The 16,252-nt window shown below is 51.1% G+C and carries 12 protein-coding genes and 1 tRNA gene; 9 read left to right on the top strand and 4 right to left on the bottom strand.

The genetic code is table 11. From position 1 onward, the window contains the following. Positions 1-53: 53 nt before the first annotated feature. From HY272_07025 to HY272_06995, 7 genes are all read left to right on the top strand, one after another. Complete coding sequence (locus tag HY272_07025; protein MBI3772434.1) at positions 54-2,543, top strand: hypothetical protein; 2,490 nt, start codon at positions 54-56, stop codon at positions 2,541-2,543. A 95-nt stretch (positions 2,544-2,638) separates the two neighbouring features. After that, positions 2,639-3,379 carry a hypothetical protein gene (locus tag HY272_07020; protein MBI3772433.1) on the top strand — a complete coding sequence of 247 codons (741 nt, stop codon included), beginning with the start codon at positions 2,639-2,641 and terminating at the stop codon, positions 3,377-3,379. A gap of 13 nt (positions 3,380-3,392) precedes the next feature. Continuing rightward, the gene (locus tag HY272_07015) at positions 3,393-5,216 is read left to right on the top strand and encodes a hypothetical protein (GenBank protein ID MBI3772432.1); all 1,824 of its coding nucleotides are present in this window, start codon (positions 3,393-3,395) and stop codon (positions 5,214-5,216) included. Positions 5,217-5,267: 51 nt separating this feature from the next. Then, complete coding sequence (locus tag HY272_07010; protein MBI3772431.1) at positions 5,268-6,323, top strand: hypothetical protein; 1,056 nt, start codon at positions 5,268-5,270, stop codon at positions 6,321-6,323. Positions 6,324-6,557: 234 nt separating this feature from the next. After that, entirely contained in the window at positions 6,558-7,397 is an 840-nt protein-coding gene (locus HY272_07005; protein MBI3772430.1) for an outer membrane lipoprotein-sorting protein, read from the top strand. A gap of 80 nt (positions 7,398-7,477) precedes the next feature. Further along, on the top strand, positions 7,478-7,795 hold the full coding sequence (locus tag HY272_07000) for a hypothetical protein (GenBank protein ID MBI3772429.1): 318 nt from the start codon (positions 7,478-7,480) through the stop codon (positions 7,793-7,795). A gap of 61 nt (positions 7,796-7,856) precedes the next feature. Further along, positions 7,857-9,542, top strand: coding sequence for a hypothetical protein (locus HY272_06995; GenBank protein MBI3772428.1), 1,686 nt, complete (start codon positions 7,857-7,859; stop codon positions 9,540-9,542). A gap of 473 nt (positions 9,543-10,015) precedes the next feature. On the opposite strand, the gene HY272_06990 is transcribed toward HY272_06995, so the two are convergent. Beyond that, positions 10,016-10,091, bottom strand: a tRNA-Phe gene (locus HY272_06990). A 156-nt stretch (positions 10,092-10,247) separates the two neighbouring features. Between HY272_06990 and HY272_06985 the strand changes: the two genes are divergently transcribed. Together HY272_06985 and HY272_06980 are read left to right on the top strand one after the other, a co-directional pair. Then, positions 10,248-11,264: an SUMF1/EgtB/PvdO family nonheme iron enzyme gene (locus HY272_06985; protein ID MBI3772427.1), complete on the top strand. Its 1,017-nt coding sequence runs from the start codon at positions 10,248-10,250 to the stop codon at positions 11,262-11,264. Continuing rightward, the gene (locus HY272_06980) at positions 11,243-12,202 is read left to right on the top strand and encodes an SUMF1/EgtB/PvdO family nonheme iron enzyme (GenBank protein ID MBI3772426.1); all 960 of its coding nucleotides are present in this window, start codon (positions 11,243-11,245) and stop codon (positions 12,200-12,202) included. The genes HY272_06985 and HY272_06980 overlap by 22 nt, the downstream gene beginning before the upstream one ends. A 1-nt stretch (position 12,203) precedes the next feature. Here HY272_06980 and HY272_06975 read toward each other — a convergent pair whose 3' ends face one another. The 3 genes from HY272_06975 to HY272_06965 form a co-directional block, all read right to left on the bottom strand. Further along, positions 12,204-12,473: an oxidative damage protection protein gene (locus HY272_06975; protein MBI3772425.1), complete on the bottom strand. Its 270-nt coding sequence runs from the start codon at positions 12,471-12,473 to the stop codon at positions 12,204-12,206. A gap of 63 nt (positions 12,474-12,536) precedes the next feature. After that, a complete protein-coding gene (gene mutY / locus HY272_06970; protein MBI3772424.1) occupies positions 12,537-13,613 on the bottom strand; it encodes an A/G-specific adenine glycosylase in 1,077 nt (358 codons plus the stop codon). 56 nt (positions 13,614-13,669) lie between these two features. After that, positions 13,670-16,012 (bottom strand): AsmA family protein, encoded by a 2,343-nt coding sequence (locus HY272_06965; protein ID MBI3772423.1) that lies wholly within the window; start codon positions 16,010-16,012, stop codon positions 13,670-13,672. Positions 16,013-16,252 lie beyond the last annotated feature (240 nt).

The raw sequence follows: 16,252 nt of genomic DNA, 5'->3' as shown, positions 1-16,252 counted from the left end.
TAAAATAACGGATCCTCACGGGGATCTGATACGGGTATGAAGGAGAAATGAGTATGTTCGTATTGGGTGATAAAGGTGGTTTGCGTTCCGTTCGCAGTTTTCAGTTACTGCCATTGGCGGTAATAATTACGAGCAGTGTGTTGCTGGCTGCCTGCGGCGGCGGTGAAGACGCAGCAACGCCGAGCAACACCACGGTTACGTCGCCAAGTGGTTCTAATGCTAACAGTTCTAACACTGCGAATAGCATCGATCCGAATGCCAACCCCGGTCCTGAAAATAACGGCTTCAGTAATGTGTCGCGCGATAGAGCGGAAGCGGCAACCACTTGTTCGGGCGGGTTGAGTTCCGATACCTACATTAGTGCCGATGCGGGTGGGGTATTGGATGCCAACGAAAAATCTTGGAATCAGACCGGTTATTACATCGCGACCAGTGGCGGACGTGGCGGTGCCAATGGTGGTCACGGAGGGAATGGCGGTTGCGTCGATATCTTCCAGCCCGGTGGTATGGGTGGGCTGAAAGTTGTGGCGCCGGATCTAAATGGTAATTTTACTAAAGCCGTGACGACGTTTACGGCGACCAATACCACTAATGCTAATCTCGGATCAAATCCACTAATCATCAGTCAAAATAGTACGATTCCGGTGGTCAACTCGGCACCAGCTAATGGTGTTGCCTATATGGTGCTCGGTAATAACTACGTTTATATTTCTGATGGCAATGCCACTATTGCAGACGAACCACCGGTGACCGGCATCCAGGTCAAGCCTGGCACTACCCTGACGTTGGGGTTGAATCGTGGCGGTATCGATGCGGGTGTGTACGCCAACATAATTCTGATCAACGATTTTCAAAATCAAGGCACTGTAACTACGTTTGATGCAAGTAACCGGCGTGGTGGGTTGCAGATTATCGCAGCTGATTATTTCGGTGATGTTGGCAGTGTGATCGATCTTGCCGGAAACAACAGTAAGAGCGAGGCAGGCAGTGCCGATATTGTTACCGATTTCTCGATTCTGAGCGCTAGCACCATCAAGACGTCTAGTCTTGCTGGCAAGAATGGCGGCAATGTCCGATTAGAGGCGCAGAGCCGTATCGAAAATCGCGGCGATATCATTGCCTCCGGCGGTGATAGCAATAGCGGCACGGGTGGCGTAGGCGGTGCAGTGAAACTGCTGGCCACGGTCGGTGACCTATTGAATTCCGGCAACATCACCACCAATGGCGGCAAAGGTACTCAGGCCGGTGGTGATGGTGGCGACGTCACCATTAAAACGGTTCAGGTGGGCACGCTTAAGAATAGCGGTAAGATCATCACCTCTGGCGGTAATACCGATGGCGGCCAAGGTGGTGATGCTGGCGATATTACGCTGAAAGATTACGGTGGCGGTGTTCGCGACGGCAATATGGTGATGCAAGTGGCATTGGCCAACAGTGGTGATCTGATTGCGGTCGGGGGGTCTACTGGCGGCTTGAGTTCCAGCGCTGGTTACGGCGGTGACGTTACGATCAGTGCCTATTATGGCCATATTACCCGTGCTTGGCAGACTGTGGGGCATATTGAGCTCTCCGGGAATATTAATGCCTCCGGCGGTCATGCTGCAGCAGCAGGGCGTGGTAATGGCGGTGATGGCGGCTTCGTCAAGATTGCGCTTGATGCGCGCTTACACTCTCTTGACCAGCATTTGTCCTTGCTGGGGTATCGCGAAATTAATGTGAGTGGTGGTGATGGTAATCACGGCGGTAATGCAGGTGATGTCGGCATGATGACGCAGTTCGGCAACACGGCAGCCCAGTTCCTGACGCCAGGCGGTGACGTGCGCAATGATGCAAAAATCATTGCCAAGGGTGGCAGCGTGCTTGCTAATGCAGCCAATATTCCTGCCAAAGGCGGTGTTGGTGGTGATGTAACGCTGGAAACTGAATATTACTGCGGCATGTTTGACGTCGTGTTCTATCCGATTCTTGGTCCAAGTATTCCGACGATGGAATATACCGTGAACAAGGGTGCAATCGATACCAGCGGTGGTGTTAGCAACGGACTTGCGATCACTGATACCGTTGCCGCTAATGCAGGATCGGTGTTGCTCTGGGGTTATAATCAGGTAAGCAACAATAATGCAATCGTTGCCAACGGCGCCGATGACAATGGCGCAAATAGCGGTCGTGGTGGTAATGCCGGTAATGTCTCACTACTGACTGAGTTGGGTGATGCCTATAATACTGTTAATATCAGTGCTAATGGTGGTAACGGCCGTAACCGTGGCGGTGATGCGGCGGCGCTGGTAACTATCGTGAGTCCAAAGTTGGTGGATAACGGAGCAGCTGTCATTAACGCTAAGGGTGGTAATGCCAATCCCGCAGTCGCGGGTTCAGCCGGTGGTCGCGGTGGTTTGATCGATCTTTATAGCTTGGCAGGTTCTGCCAAAGTTACCGCCAGCAGCCAAACCACATTTGGCTATACCGGTGGTACTGGCCAAAGTGTCGGCGCAAGCGGGGGTGTCGCGGTGGGTGGTGTTTGCAGTGCAGGTGTTTGTAAGTAACATCGGCATAAGCTAAGGCAGAGACATAGCGGCGCGAAGGAACTGAGCAATATTATATTGCTTCTGATCCTTCGCGCTGTCACGTTAAATAAGCCATGAAAATCAGCTCAATATCCAGATTGTATGCCGTGGGGGTCCTGCTTTGGAGCGGCGTACTCAGTGCTGCCGTTTCAGTGCAAAATCCACAAATTCGCTATGATCTCAAGCAGGACAGGCTGAGCATTCAGGCGCAGGATGTTGCACTGAAGACAATCATGACACGAATTGCGTTCGTTTCCGGAATTGAAGTCATGATAGATCCAGCGGTCGATCGAACTGTAAGCGCCAATTTCAAAGATGAATCCCTGGAAGAAGGTATCCGGCGTATTACCCGTGGTTTAAACACGATTTATCAATATTCAAGCAAGAAACCAAATTCCAAGTCGCTGCTGATTGGTGCTCGTTTGTTGCCATCAGGTAAAAGCGATACCTCGGCACTGGTGCCAGTGATGTCGCTGGAACAGGAAGCAGTAATCCGCACCATGAATCAGGCCGGCGTTGCGCAACAGGGAACTCGCCTGCATGAGCGCTGGAATCTGCGACTCCAAAATCTTCCCTCGGCTCAACGCCAATATGTGCTCGATAGTGCCCAAGCGCAACGCAAAAAACTCGAAGAACGTCGACGTGGTCATGCACAGGATCGCAAAGAAGATGAGCTGGAATTTCAGCAGACACTTAAAGAAATAGAAAAAGAAGATCTAGAACTGCGCGAATCAGACCCGGAACGCTACCGGCTTCGACAACAACGACGACAGGAAGTCGAGAATGCTCTGCGGCAACCGCCGCTCAAGCGCTAACGAGGTAATGTCTATGTTTTGTCAGTGGGATAGTTTTAAAGGCAACCGCCAGTGTGAGATTTCTGCTTCGGCAAAAATAAAATCAGTGATATCAGTGGCAATGCTGTGCCTGCAATTTTCCTGTGGTGTAGAGGCGGCGGCGTTATTTCATGTGCCAGTGCTGGCAAATCCTAAAACGCCAGAGCAGCAGTTAATCGATGCTGTCAATGCGGCGAATGCGGCGGGCGAGCCCGCGGTGATCGAGATTGAAGCAGGTATCTATACCTTTATTCAGGCTACAGATCATGTCGAGGGTGATAACGCACTGCCTGCCATTACCGGAGATGTCACGCTGCGCGGATTGGGAGATGGTCCGGCGCAGACAATAATTCAACGGGATGATGCTACAGCCGGTGTGCCTAAATTCAGAATTATGCATGTGGCGCCTGTTGGAAAACTGACGTTAGAGCGCTTAACACTCCGCGGGGGTTCAACAACGTGCGATGATCGCTGTATCAATAACGATCACCCGATGGATACGGGTGGCGGTGTTTATGTGCTTGGCATCCGACAAGTCGAGAATGGCCCGGAGATTCGAGGCCAATTATTCGTGCGTAATAGCATATTGCGCGATAATAAATCTGAAAACTGTGGCGGCGCGATTCGCAATGACGGCGGATACGTCGAAGTTGAAGATAGCCTTATCACTAATAACCGGACGCGTTATGCCATCGATGGCGCAGGAATTTATAACGATGCGCATTATAAACAACACCGTGCCACGGCAATAATGCCCGCTATTCTAGGACGATTAATCGTCCGCCGTTCAACGTTCTCTGCCAATATCACCGGCGGACAGGGAGCGGGTGTCTTTAATGAAAAAGGGAATGCGGATATTGATGACAGTAGCTTTGTTGGCAATTTTTCCCGTCTCGGCGGCGGGGGGATAGGCAACGGCATTGGAAACTTGAATGTCAGTAATACAACGATCTATGGTAACTATACTATGGGGCAAGGCGGGGGCATTATTGCGTCAAACTCGAGTGAGGAATACAGTAATCCTGCACTATCCCAGATGAAGCTAAATAATGTCACTGTCAGCGGAAATGTTTCCGAAGGCGTGCTTGTCGATCCCAATAGTGGCATGGGGCTGGGTGGTGGTGGATTGGCGATGCTATGGGGATTTGTTGAGCTAAAAAATTCCGTGATCTCAGGTAATAGCGATCCGAAGGGGCGCGAGTGTTTCACCGCGTTGTCCAATTATAATACCGATATCGGGATAACATCCTTGGGTAACAACTTGCTGGGGGAGTTTTCTGTATGTCAGCCACACATGTTGACGGTTAATTCAGATCTGCTGGCGGTAAAGCCTGGGTTGGCGAGTTGCCGTTCGTTTGCGGCCAATGGTAGTGCGCATCTGCCGATAGAAACGGTTAATAGTGCTGTTTATGGGGCGGGTAATATCGCCACCTGTATAATCAAAGATCAATTGGGAAAATCGCGGAGCCAGCGATGTTCAATCGGTGCTGTTGAATATTACGATGTGACTGTGACGTCTGGTCAGGTGTGCCCGGTTGCAATTTCGGATGATGAGAAAAAAATTACTAACTACACTGCCGGTAATGGAGGAGCCTTTGAGAGCATTTTCGGTACTCCTAATCCAGGTTCCAGTGTTACCCCGGACCCTACTTCGTCACAAGGAAATGTTGTGCCATCTGACAAGAGCGGGCAAGTAGATAATACGAATAAGGTGAGCTCCACTAATGCGCCAGAATCTGCCGCAGGCGGCGGCGGTGCCGAATTTTGGTTATCTGCTGGCCTATTGCTCTGGAATATGGCGCGGCGGCGCCACCACTAAATAATGTCCAATTATTTCGTTCGCGGCGCGTGGTTGCTAGGTTTGATGGCAATGTTCGTGACCTCTTTGGCGCGTGCCACTGCAGTAACGGAGAGTAGCGATTGCAGCGCTTGTCATTTGCAAATCTATCAAGAATGGCAAACGTCCTGGATGGCACGCGCCAATAGCAATCCTAATTTCCAGGCCCATTTTAAGCGTTGGCAAAGTCAGGCGGCGAAATATGCAACGGCGACCAATAACCCCCCGTTAGATCCCCGCGCTTGTCAGCGATGTCATGCGCCTGAAATTAATGTTGGCGCTGGCCCGCAGCGCCAAGATGGCGTGACTTGTCTCACCTGTCATGCGGTACGCAAAGTGCGCGAAGGGCAATATGGTCATGAACTGAGTTACGATTCGCGAAATATCATCTATGGTCCTGGCCGCGAGAATTCGTTCGCACCACATCTCACTAAACAGGGGGATCACTTTCTTGATTCCAGTTTGTGTGCAGGTTGTCATCGCGATATCGCGCCTAATGGCGTTGCGTTGGAGCGTACTTATGAAGAGTGGCGCGGTAGTCAATACGCCGAACAGAGTGTGCAATGCGCTGATTGCCATATGCCAAAGATCGACGGTGCGCCAAGTAGCAGTTCGGCTCAGTCTCAACACGCATCTCATCGTTTTCCCGGCGGACACGCGGATTCTCCATTGCTCAAAGGAGCGGCCAAATTAGAGCTTAAACAAGTCGCCGGCAAGATTGTGGTGACGGTTATCAATCAAGCGGTGGGGCATCATTTTCCAACGGGCGGTGCTCATCCCAATAAGCTGATGCTGAAGGCTGAGTTTCTAGACGCTGCCGGGGCGGTGCTGGCCGCAGAGGAGCGGGTATATCGTTATGACTATCTTGCCTCGGAGGGCGGGATGCGGGCTCTGGACAAGATAATTGATACCACCTTGCGACCAGGTGAGCGGCGCGAAGAATTGCTCGCGCCAGTGATGGCCAGGGCCGTGAGAGTGCGTGTCTGGCTGGAGTACCAGATCGTTCCCGAGAAACTGTTGCGCCAGTTGTCACCCAAGGACTACGCCCCGGTTCGAATTGATGAGGCGGTTCTGGACCTAACACCTTGAAGTGAATAGTGATTGGTCGGGAATCCCTGTAAGCGTACAAAGCGGCATAAGATGACCATTTGGTCATATTTTAGTCATCTTTTGGCCCCATCAGTTTCTATATACTGAGAAAATCCGACAACCAGATGATTCATTTTTGCGGCGGACATGCAAATAAAAAAATAATTATAAAAATAATGTAAGCGTGGAAAAACGCGCACCTCGCAGAAGGTGGCGAAGAGATGAGGAAATCATATGCGTATTAACGCGATAGCTAGAACCGGATGTGCGGCGTTGGTCGCGCTCGGATGTATGGTCGTGTCTCATGCCGAGGAATTGACTGGCGACGAGATTGTCAAACACTGTTATTACAAATACGCGGGTGAGGATCAGCGTTCGCGGCTGAAAGTAACCTTGACCGATGAGCAAGGTAAGCGTGTCAATCATGAATTTTTCCGCTTTTGGAAAAGTTACGACGGCGATGTCGGTGATGTCACCGATAAAACCGTTCTTTTCTCTGAGTTTCCACCCCATAATCGCGGCATTAATTTCATGCGCTGGGCCTACACACAAAGCAGCGGGAAGGCAGCGGATCAGTGGGTTTATCTTCCGGAAACGCACATGGTGCGTCGCGTGTCGCAGCGTGATCCCAAAAACATGGATTGGGGTGTCAACGATGAAGATTTGCGGGTGCGTGGTCTGGCTGAAGACATCCACACATACCTTGGTGTGAAAAATCATGAGGGGCGAGACTTTTATTTAGTAGAAAGTACGCCGCGAGAGAACGATCCGACCTATAGCAAGCGCGTGAGTTGGTTTAGCAAGACTGGCGACTGGGATACCTGCCTTGAAAGGCGTGTTGATTATTATGACAAGACCAACCAGGTTAGCAAGGAACAGTTCATTAAGTGGGAAAAGGTCGATGATGCCTGGGTTTGGCGTACCGTCGTTGTAAAGAAATCGAATAGCCAGGTGTCGGCGGTATACGACATGACAGACGTTCAGGTTAATGTCGGCGTGCGGGATAATATTTTCAGTAAGCGAGTATTAGAGAAGGGGATGCCGAATTTTGTGCAGGCTTCATCAGGCGAATAAGCAACCATTAATAAATTATAAAGATAAAAATGGCCCGTTAGAGGCTTAATTACGAAATAGATCAAGATGAGGGGGTATGTATGGGGGGGTGTTTTGGCCGCAAGGCCAAATTATGGCTGGTTTTGCCAGTCATAACAGTTGTGGGGGTGTTTGCGCTGGAAATGCCGGTGCAGGCCAAGGAGTACTCAATAAATACTATAAGTGACCCAAGAGCGCAGGTAATCGAGGCGCCAATAATTCCGAGCGTTAACTTCGGGACCAGAGATGGCTCAGATAGCGAAAATAAAAGTGGCGATGGAATTTTGTTGATTCCAAGGGATGATGCGGCCGTGAATCAGTTTGGCATTTTTCACGTCAATGCACTGACCAAGCGAATTGAGATGATTCTGGCGTTTTAGCCGTGGGCATGTGTTTATAAAAGCAGGCCAATAACTCAAAATGATAGGCAGGAGGGGTGTAATGGGTGGATTAAATTATCTTGCTCGTGGGGGCAGGTCAGGGATCGGTTTAACGGCTATTTCGGCTGCGATAGCGGCGGTAATGTCAACGTCAGTACATGCTGAGGTATACACGGTCTCTACCGTGGGTGAGCTGAAGGAGGCTGTGATTAAGGCGAATGCCTCTCCGGTCGCGGATGTCATCAAAATGGCAGAAGCTTCCTTTGTGTTGGGGGATGTGGATGGAATCGGCAGTGATGTGTACTCAGCGTTTCCGATAGAAGGTGAGCTAACCATCGAAGGGCAGGGTATGAATAAGACGCTGCTGCAACGAAATGGTGCTGCCAAAAACCAGTTCCGTTTTTTTCATGTTGGTGCCAGCGCCAAGCTGACACTACGTAATCTGAATCTCAGCGGCGGTTCGCTCGATTACTATATGGATTCCAATATTGTTGATAAGCAGATTGGTGGAGGCGCTGTTGAGAACGAAGGTGAGCTGGTCGTTGAATCAGTCAAGTTCTTTAGTAACTCAGCAGCAACTGGAGGTGCTATTGCCAATAGTCCTAATGCCAAACTCACGGTCAGTGACAGCATTTTTTGGGCCAATCACACTACTAGAAATTGGGATAGCGATGGGGGTGCGATTTTTAATAATGCGGGTACCGCAAGTATTAAGCGTAGTACTTTCCAAAAGAATTTTACCTCACCAACCAAAGATGATAGCGGCAATGTGGTAGGGGCAACGCAATCGGACGGTGGTGCGATAGAAAACTCCATTGGGTATATGGAAGTTATCGATAGCACATTTATTAGCAACACTTCATATTGTGGCGGCGCAATAGAGAACGCCAAGGGTAAGTTGCTAGTCGTCAATTCAACCTTTAATGATAATCATGGCTTGTTGCATGCAGGGGCCATTTATGGCTCTGAGCCGCGACTGAATGGCGACGAAAGTCTCTATGGTGGTGGTTTGATTGACATTCAAAACAGCACGATGAGTGGAAATCATGCCGGCATTGAGGGCGGTGGCGGCGTGTACGCGGATGCGGGTATCGTCACGCTCAAAAACAATCTAATTGCAGGTAATGATTCTACGGCCAAGGGTCCAGATTGTGGATTTAACGATACGGATCTTCGTAGTCCTGATATGTATAAACAGAGTAACAACTACCCGAGCATGATTTTGGTGGCAGGGAATAACCTGATCGGTGATTTGACGGAGTGTAAAGTCGAATCTCTGAAGGGAACTAGCTCGCTGATTATTACTGGCGCCAATATCGCTGGTCTTGAAACGCTTGCCGATAGTGGTGTTCCGGGAAATGCTCACTTCCCATTGAAGTCGACTAGCTTGGCAATCAATCAGGGTCAGGATTGTAAGTTGACGCAGGATCAGCTCGGTAATGGCCGAGTCGGAGCTGCCTGTGATTTAGGTGCGATTGAACAGCAGATGGACGTTGCTTCGGTATTTGTGGGTGACGAATTCAAGAAAACAATTGTCGGTACCTATGAAATTCCGGATTTCTATACGCAGTCGAATAACACTTCGCCGGATACTTCGAGCGCTACAACCTCGACAGCAGTTGAAAGCAGTGGCAGTGTTGCTGCATCGGCTGGCAGTGACGGCGCAGGTGGCGGGGGTGCTTTAAATTTCCTTGGCTTGTTTCTGTTTGGCTTGCCTATGGTATTTAGATTGTCGCGTAAGCAATAATTGACCTGACTTTGTTAATTGCCTGTTTAGGATTTCAAAATAAAGGATTATTGGTTTTCGAAGCAATTTGCAAAGAACAGGCTACCCCTTATAGTTTAGCTACAGTCTGTGAGTTGTCTTCGTGAAGACGAACCCCATCCTCATCTGGGGTTCGTCTTTTTTTGTCTGAATTTTCGAATGCAAGATGGATGCTGCCGGTAATGGTTCATTGATGATTGCTGGTGCGCGTGAAGACCAAAATTTACGTTAAAGTCGCTCCCCCCATGCTCGATAGGAGTGAGGGTGGGCTCAACACGGAAACATGGCCCACCGGGGCCAAATAATCCTTCCCCGCACGGACAAGTAAGTGAGGCCTGTAAAATGGCTGCTTGGAACTGAAAAGTGAAGCTTAATATTTGAAGACGAGACAATGATAACGGCTTGAAATCTATAGCCGTTTCGATGTCATGGTTTTTTGGAATGGGAAGTAAAATTGGTGCCCAAGGGCGGAATCGAACCACCGACACGGGGATTTTCAGTCCCCTGCTCTACCGACTGAGCTACTTGGGCAAGAAGAGGGCGTATTAAACCAATTCGTCTCTCGCGGGTCAAGGTAATATGGTGATTTTCTGAGGGAGGGTGATTTTGTTACTCTTGGCCCCTTGCAACAAACAATAAGCTGGTTAGGAAAGGATGCGGCGGGTGCGGAAGTCAGGTTGGAGGATCGTGGCGGTATTGGCCGGGCTGAGCTTGGCAATGGGGGTTGAGGCCGCTGGCCAGCCTGAAAAGATTGTGCGCTTCCATCATGAGGACCTGAATGGCTGTGTGGGCTGCCATCAGGAGGCCAATACCGAGCTGTTCAAGAAGGCGATGGCCAAGGAGTGCCTGGAGTGCCATAACGAGAAGGGTATCAAGGCGAATTTTAAGGCTGCCCTGGCGCAGATGGAGTCGGCAGTACGCAAGGAGCAGCCGACGCAGAAGGTCGAGGGACAGGGGCCTGGGATGAGTCTGCCGATCTATTATCCGGGGACCAAGCGCGGTGCCCAGCCGAATGAGATGGTGTTGATCCCGGCGGGTAAATTCATCATGGGCACGGATTTTCGCCTGCCTGATGAGGGGCCGCAGCATGAAGAAACCCTGCCTGCCTTTTATATTGATAAGTTCGAGGTGACCAATCTCCAGTACAAGCAGTTCAACGACGCCACCCAGCATAAGTCGCCCAGTCATTTTGTGAATCGCACCTACCCTGAGGGTAAGGCAGACCATCCGGTGACCTATGTGACCTGGGATGATGCCAAGGCCTATTGCGAGTGGGCGGGCAAGCGTTTGCCGACACAGGAGGAGTGGGAGAAGGCGGCGCGCGGCACGGACGGGCAGATGTTCACCTGGGGCAATGAATTCAGTATTGAGCGGGCCAATACGCCGGTGCGCTGGGCGGCGCTCAAGGTCGAGGGCGACACCACACCGGTGGGGGCCTTCGAGTCGGGCAAGAGTCCGTATGGGCTTTACGATATGTCCGGTAATGTCTGGGAGTGGACCAGCTCCTGGTATCAGCCCTATCCCGGTAATAAGCGGATCACGGAAAACTACGGTGAAAAATATAAAGTCCTGAAAGGTGGTTCGTGGTGGGATTGTTCATTTTACAAATGCGGCATCTCGGCGCCGGTCTTTAATCGCAGTTTCTTCCATCCTCGTACCAAAAACGAAAGCTTTGGGTTTCGATGCGCGCGCGACGCCAGGTAATTTTGTGGTGCTCATTGGTGTTGGGATTGGCGGGGTGTGAGTCAGCGCCGCCACCAGCACCGCCACCGCAGGGCATGGTGCTGATCCCGGCGGGCGAATTTGTGATGGGGAGTAATCGGGTCGATGAGGCCAAGTTGACGGAGGAATTCGGTTTTCGGCAACCGATGTATCTGGACGAGCATCCGCAACACAAGGTTGAGCTAAAGGCGTTTTATATTGATCGTCTGGAAGTGACGAATGCTGACTACAAGGCTTTTGTTCACGCCACGGGTACGGCGGAGCCTGCGCTGTGGGTGCAAAATGGTTACAACGTGCGCGATGATAAGTTGCGTTCTTTCCGCATTGAAACCTTGCAATGGGTGGCGCGCGAGTATTTTCATCTTGATCAGGACACGCGCGCGCTGGATAAAGATGCCTTAGTGGCGGAACTGGAAAAAATTCAACGTCAACGCGATCCATTGCCGGTGACGGCGGTGAATTGGTATGACGCTGCCAGTTATTGCCGCTGGAAAAAGAAACGACTGCCGAGTGAAGGCGAATGGGAAAAGGCTGCGCGTGGTACGGATGGCCTGGAATATCCCTGGGGTCAGAGTTGGGACTCAAGCCGCGTTAATACCGGTGAAAATGATGACAGTGGTGTTGAGTTACGGCCAGTGGGGAGTTTTGCCGATGATCGCTCTCCCTTTTCAGTGATGGATATGGGCGGTAACGTCTCGGAGTGGGTGGCGGATTGGTATGAAGCCTATCCGGGCGCGACCTTCAAGAGTGAATTCTATGGCGGCATCCACAAAGTGATTAAAGGCGGTGGCGCCGGCGTTGGCCACTATGCGATCAGCTACTTTTTCCGCGCAGCCCGCCGCGGTCAGGCAGACCCGTCGGCGGTAAGCACGGATGTGGGATTTCGCTGCGCCCAGGATGCACCTGGGGCAGCGTCGTGAATTATTTCGGGGGTACGTAACCTTGAGGCATCTGTCCGCCGTCGCCGAATAGAAACTTCTCCATTTCTTCCTTGAGCAGGGTCTGCGCCTTGGGGTCGATCAACGATAGGCGATATTCGTTAATCAGCATGGTCTGCTGCTTCAACCACATCTGCCACGCCTGTTGCGAGATGTTTTCATAGATCTTTTTGCCGAACTCCCCGGGATACGGTGGGCGCGCCAGGCCAGGTAATTCCTGCTTCAGTTTTTTGCATTGCACCATGTGAGTCATGGTTGTGGTCCCCATTGCTATTTTGAGCGCTGGATTCTAACAGAGAGCAATCCGTCGTTTCTATCAGGGATTAGCGACCTCGGCTGAACGCTGGGCGAGTTGTTGCAGCAGCAGCTTAACGGGCGCCGCCAGCCCCAGTTTGGGTGGTTGGCCGGGAGCAAGCCATTGCACGGCGCTGGCTTCACGGATTTGGGGTGAGCTGTGGCGGAGTTCAGCAACCACGGGTTCGATGTCGAGGTGGAAATGACTGAAGGTGTGGCGCACGGTCGGCCAGCGTTCGCGGATAGTAATTTCGTGGCCAAGTTGATCTGCAGACCATTGGCGCAGTGTCTGGTCATCATTGGCTGTAGCTTCAGGAAAACTCCACAAGCCGCCCCAAATACCAGTGGGCGGGCGTTGATGCAAGAGCACCTCGCCCGCAGCATTGCGCAGTACCAGCATCACTGTCCGTTTTAGCGGCAACGCCTTTTTCGGTTTGGGCGAGGGCAGTTGTGTCTGTAATCCTTGCTGTTGTGCGACGCAGCCAGTGTGTACCGGGCAGCGATCACAGTCTGGGCGACGGTTACACAGTGTGGCGCCCAGATCCATGATTGCCTGCGTGTAGGCAGCGTTACGTTGCATAGGTGTGTGCTGTTCCGCCAGTTGCCACATTGCTTTTTCAATGGCTGGCGTGCCAGGCCAACCTTCAATGCCGTGATACCGGCTTAAGACGCGTTTGACATTGCCATCGAGAATTGGCTGTCGTTGATTAAGCGCCAAACTCAAAATGGCGCCCGCCGTGGATAAGCCAATCCCTGGCAAGTTGATGACGTCTGCAATGTTGGTAGGAAACTCGCCGTTGTATTCATCACGGATAATTTGAGCCGCACGATGCAGATTGCGGGCGCGGGCGTAGTAACCCAATCCCGTCCACAGGTGCAGCACTTCATCGAGCTCGGCGTTGGCCAATGACTGGACATCGGGAAAACGCTGCATGAAGCGCGTGAAATAATCGATAACCGTGCTGACCTGCGTTTGTTGCAACATGATTTCAGAGACCCAGACGCGATATGGCGTCGGGTTCTGTTGCCACGGCAGATCTTTGCGGCCGTGATAGTCGAACCACGTCAATAGCTGTTGGCTGAAATTTTTGTTGGACATTTTGTTGTATCTTGTTTGCCCGCAGGGGCGGGTTTTAAACCCGCCCCTACCGCGTTTTACCTGTTGAGAAAACCCTTGAGCTTTTCCTTTAGCTTGTCTTGTGTCTGTTGCTTAATCTCTTCGCGTTTCTGTTCAGTTTTTTGTTCAAGTTTTTGTTGAACTTGTTGTTGTTCTTGTTTCAAGCGTTCCTGAATAGCGGCTTTTTCCTTATCCAGTTTTTCCTGTAATGCGGCTTTTTCCTGTTGTAATTTGGCATCGAGCTTTTCCTTCAGCTCAGCCTTTTCCTGCGTCAGTTTGTCTTTCAGCATATCGTCGTATTGCAAATCGAATTTCGGCGCCTTTAATGGGCCGCTGATGCGTACTGGAATGGTTAATCCTTTAAGAAAATTCAAATCAGCACCGCCTTCACCTTCGCTGCTGGCGACGATTTTGGCGTTGACCCTGTAATCCAGCTGTTCTTGCACCAAATCGACGGTGCCGGCACCTGCAATGCGCGCAAACGGTGCCTTGGCGCTGAGATCGTTGTTAGTCAGTACGCCATTGTGAGCCTGTACAGAGGCTTTCACTTCGCTGAAATCGGTAGGGCGGGCCTCGGTTGCTTTTGGAGCGGTTTCACGCTTGAGTTTGGCGCGCGCCTCGCGTGCCTTGGCAGCAATGTTTAATCCCTTCATTGAAATATTGGCGAAGCTGAGCTGTAGCTGACCGTTGAGTGTTTTGGTGATCTCGGCGGGTGTCAGTCCCTCTGCAGTCAGATTAGCCTCCAGACTGCCTTTGCCATTGATCATGTCGTCGCCCATAAAATCCTTGAGCAACGGTCCGGCCTGAATGCCGCGCAGCGATTCCTTGAGGCTGACTTTGGGTGTGTCGCCACGGGCATCAATTTGTGTCTCGCCCAGGTAGCTGCCTTGATAGAGATTGGCAGAGACAGGCGCTAACTTGATCACGCCGTCTTTTGCTTTGAGTGTGGTGCGAATGTCATTGAGTCGCAGGTTGGATATTTTTAATTTGCCGATATAAGCTTTGCCGTCGATATCAAGTTTGCGCAAGGTAACCAGCGGCAAGGTTGCGGCAGCTGCGCCCGCGCTGGCGGGTGTCGGTGGTGGCGTAGCGGATTTATCAGCCTTGGGCGGCAAATAACGATCGGCATCGATAGCGTCGATAGTGAGTTCATATGTTAATGCAGGAACACTAAAGTTATGTACCGAGGCTTGGCCCTGGAGTGTGGTTTCATCGAGTTTAAGTATTAAGCGTTTCAACTCGGCATTGTTCAAGTCGCCCGCAAATGCAAGTTCGGTTCGAGCGCTTTGCAAAACTTTCTCGTCCGCCGTTTTAGGCGCTTCAATAGCGAGGGCTTGCATCGTCTGCCGGGGATTGAATTCAGCCGTTTTGAGTTGACCTTCATAATGAATTTCGCTATTGAGACCAGTGACGGCGATGCTGCCATTGGCGGTGATGTTTGCCAGCTCAAGCCGCAGATTGTCGAGATGGGCATTGCCGGCCTGCATATCGGCATCGATATCGGTGTGGAGACGCAGTGCTCCTGGCAACAGGTTTGATTTCAAGCCAATATCGGCGGGTTTGATTTGATAGTGAGATTGCGCGGTGTCGAGCTGGATGTTGCCGGCGATCTGTAATTGGCCCTGCTGTTTAAGCGCCGGACTATCAAAGCTGACATCAAGTTGGGTTTGTTCCAACTGAAACTTGCTGTTAGGCAGATCCATGTGGATACGGCTGGCAAGTTTGATGTTGGCCGTGGCCTTGGGTTTGCTGCTGCTCAGATCGGCATCGAGTTTGAAATCAATGGGTGCTTCAAGCGCGACCGGGCCGGTGCTGAGGTTTAGTTTTTCAATCGCGTAGCGGCTTTGAGTTTGCTGGTTATCGTAAACTGCTTTGGCGTTACTGACTGTCAGGCCGCTGATGGCGATCGCGGCCAAGGTGAAATCAGAAGCAGGTTTGGCGGGCTCAGGTTTGGCTTTGTTACTGGCAAGTGCTTGCATGATGTCTTGCCAGTTGCTGGTGCCATCTTTGGCGATGGCAAGATTGATGGCCATGCCATTGAGTGCCACAGTTTTCATCTGTACTTCATGTTTTAACAAGGGCAGCAGTTTGATCTTGATCTCCGCCTTATCGATCTTGGCGAACGGCTCGTTGTCAAATCCCGGTGCATTGCTCAGCGAAGCCGCGCCCAGTTCGATGCCGAGCCAGGGGAATACTGATAACCCAATATCGCCGCTAATGGTAAGTTCGCGCCCCGTGGCATCTTTGACAGCGGCGCTGATCTGAGGTTTTAGTTGATTGGGATCAAAAAACAAGTGTATCGCCGCGATTGCGAGGACAATGAGTAGCAGGAGAGTGCCAATGGCACCGCCAGTGTATTTAAGAATTTTTTTGATGGGCATGCAAGGTAGTCGAGATATGTGGAAACTAAATTGGTGTCTACCATACTAAATTCACGCCCTTTTCACCAGCTATCCTGTAATTGGTAGTTGGACGAGATGGAGTGTGTGGTTTTCAGAGCGAGTTCACCAAACAGGTGATCTCAATTTTCATGGGAACGTTAGTGAGTATCATAATGTTAAATATCCAAGGAAGCGGTCAACTGCCGATTCCAGGATTAACAGCGGGTTGGCAAGTGGCGG

The sequence above is a fragment of the Gammaproteobacteria bacterium genome, assembly GCA_016200485.1.
GTDB lineage: Bacteria > Pseudomonadota > Gammaproteobacteria > Tenderiales > Tenderiaceae > JACQEP01.
The sequence above is the reverse complement of the archived record's forward strand: the minus strand, read 5'-3'. Positions and strand labels throughout refer to the sequence as shown.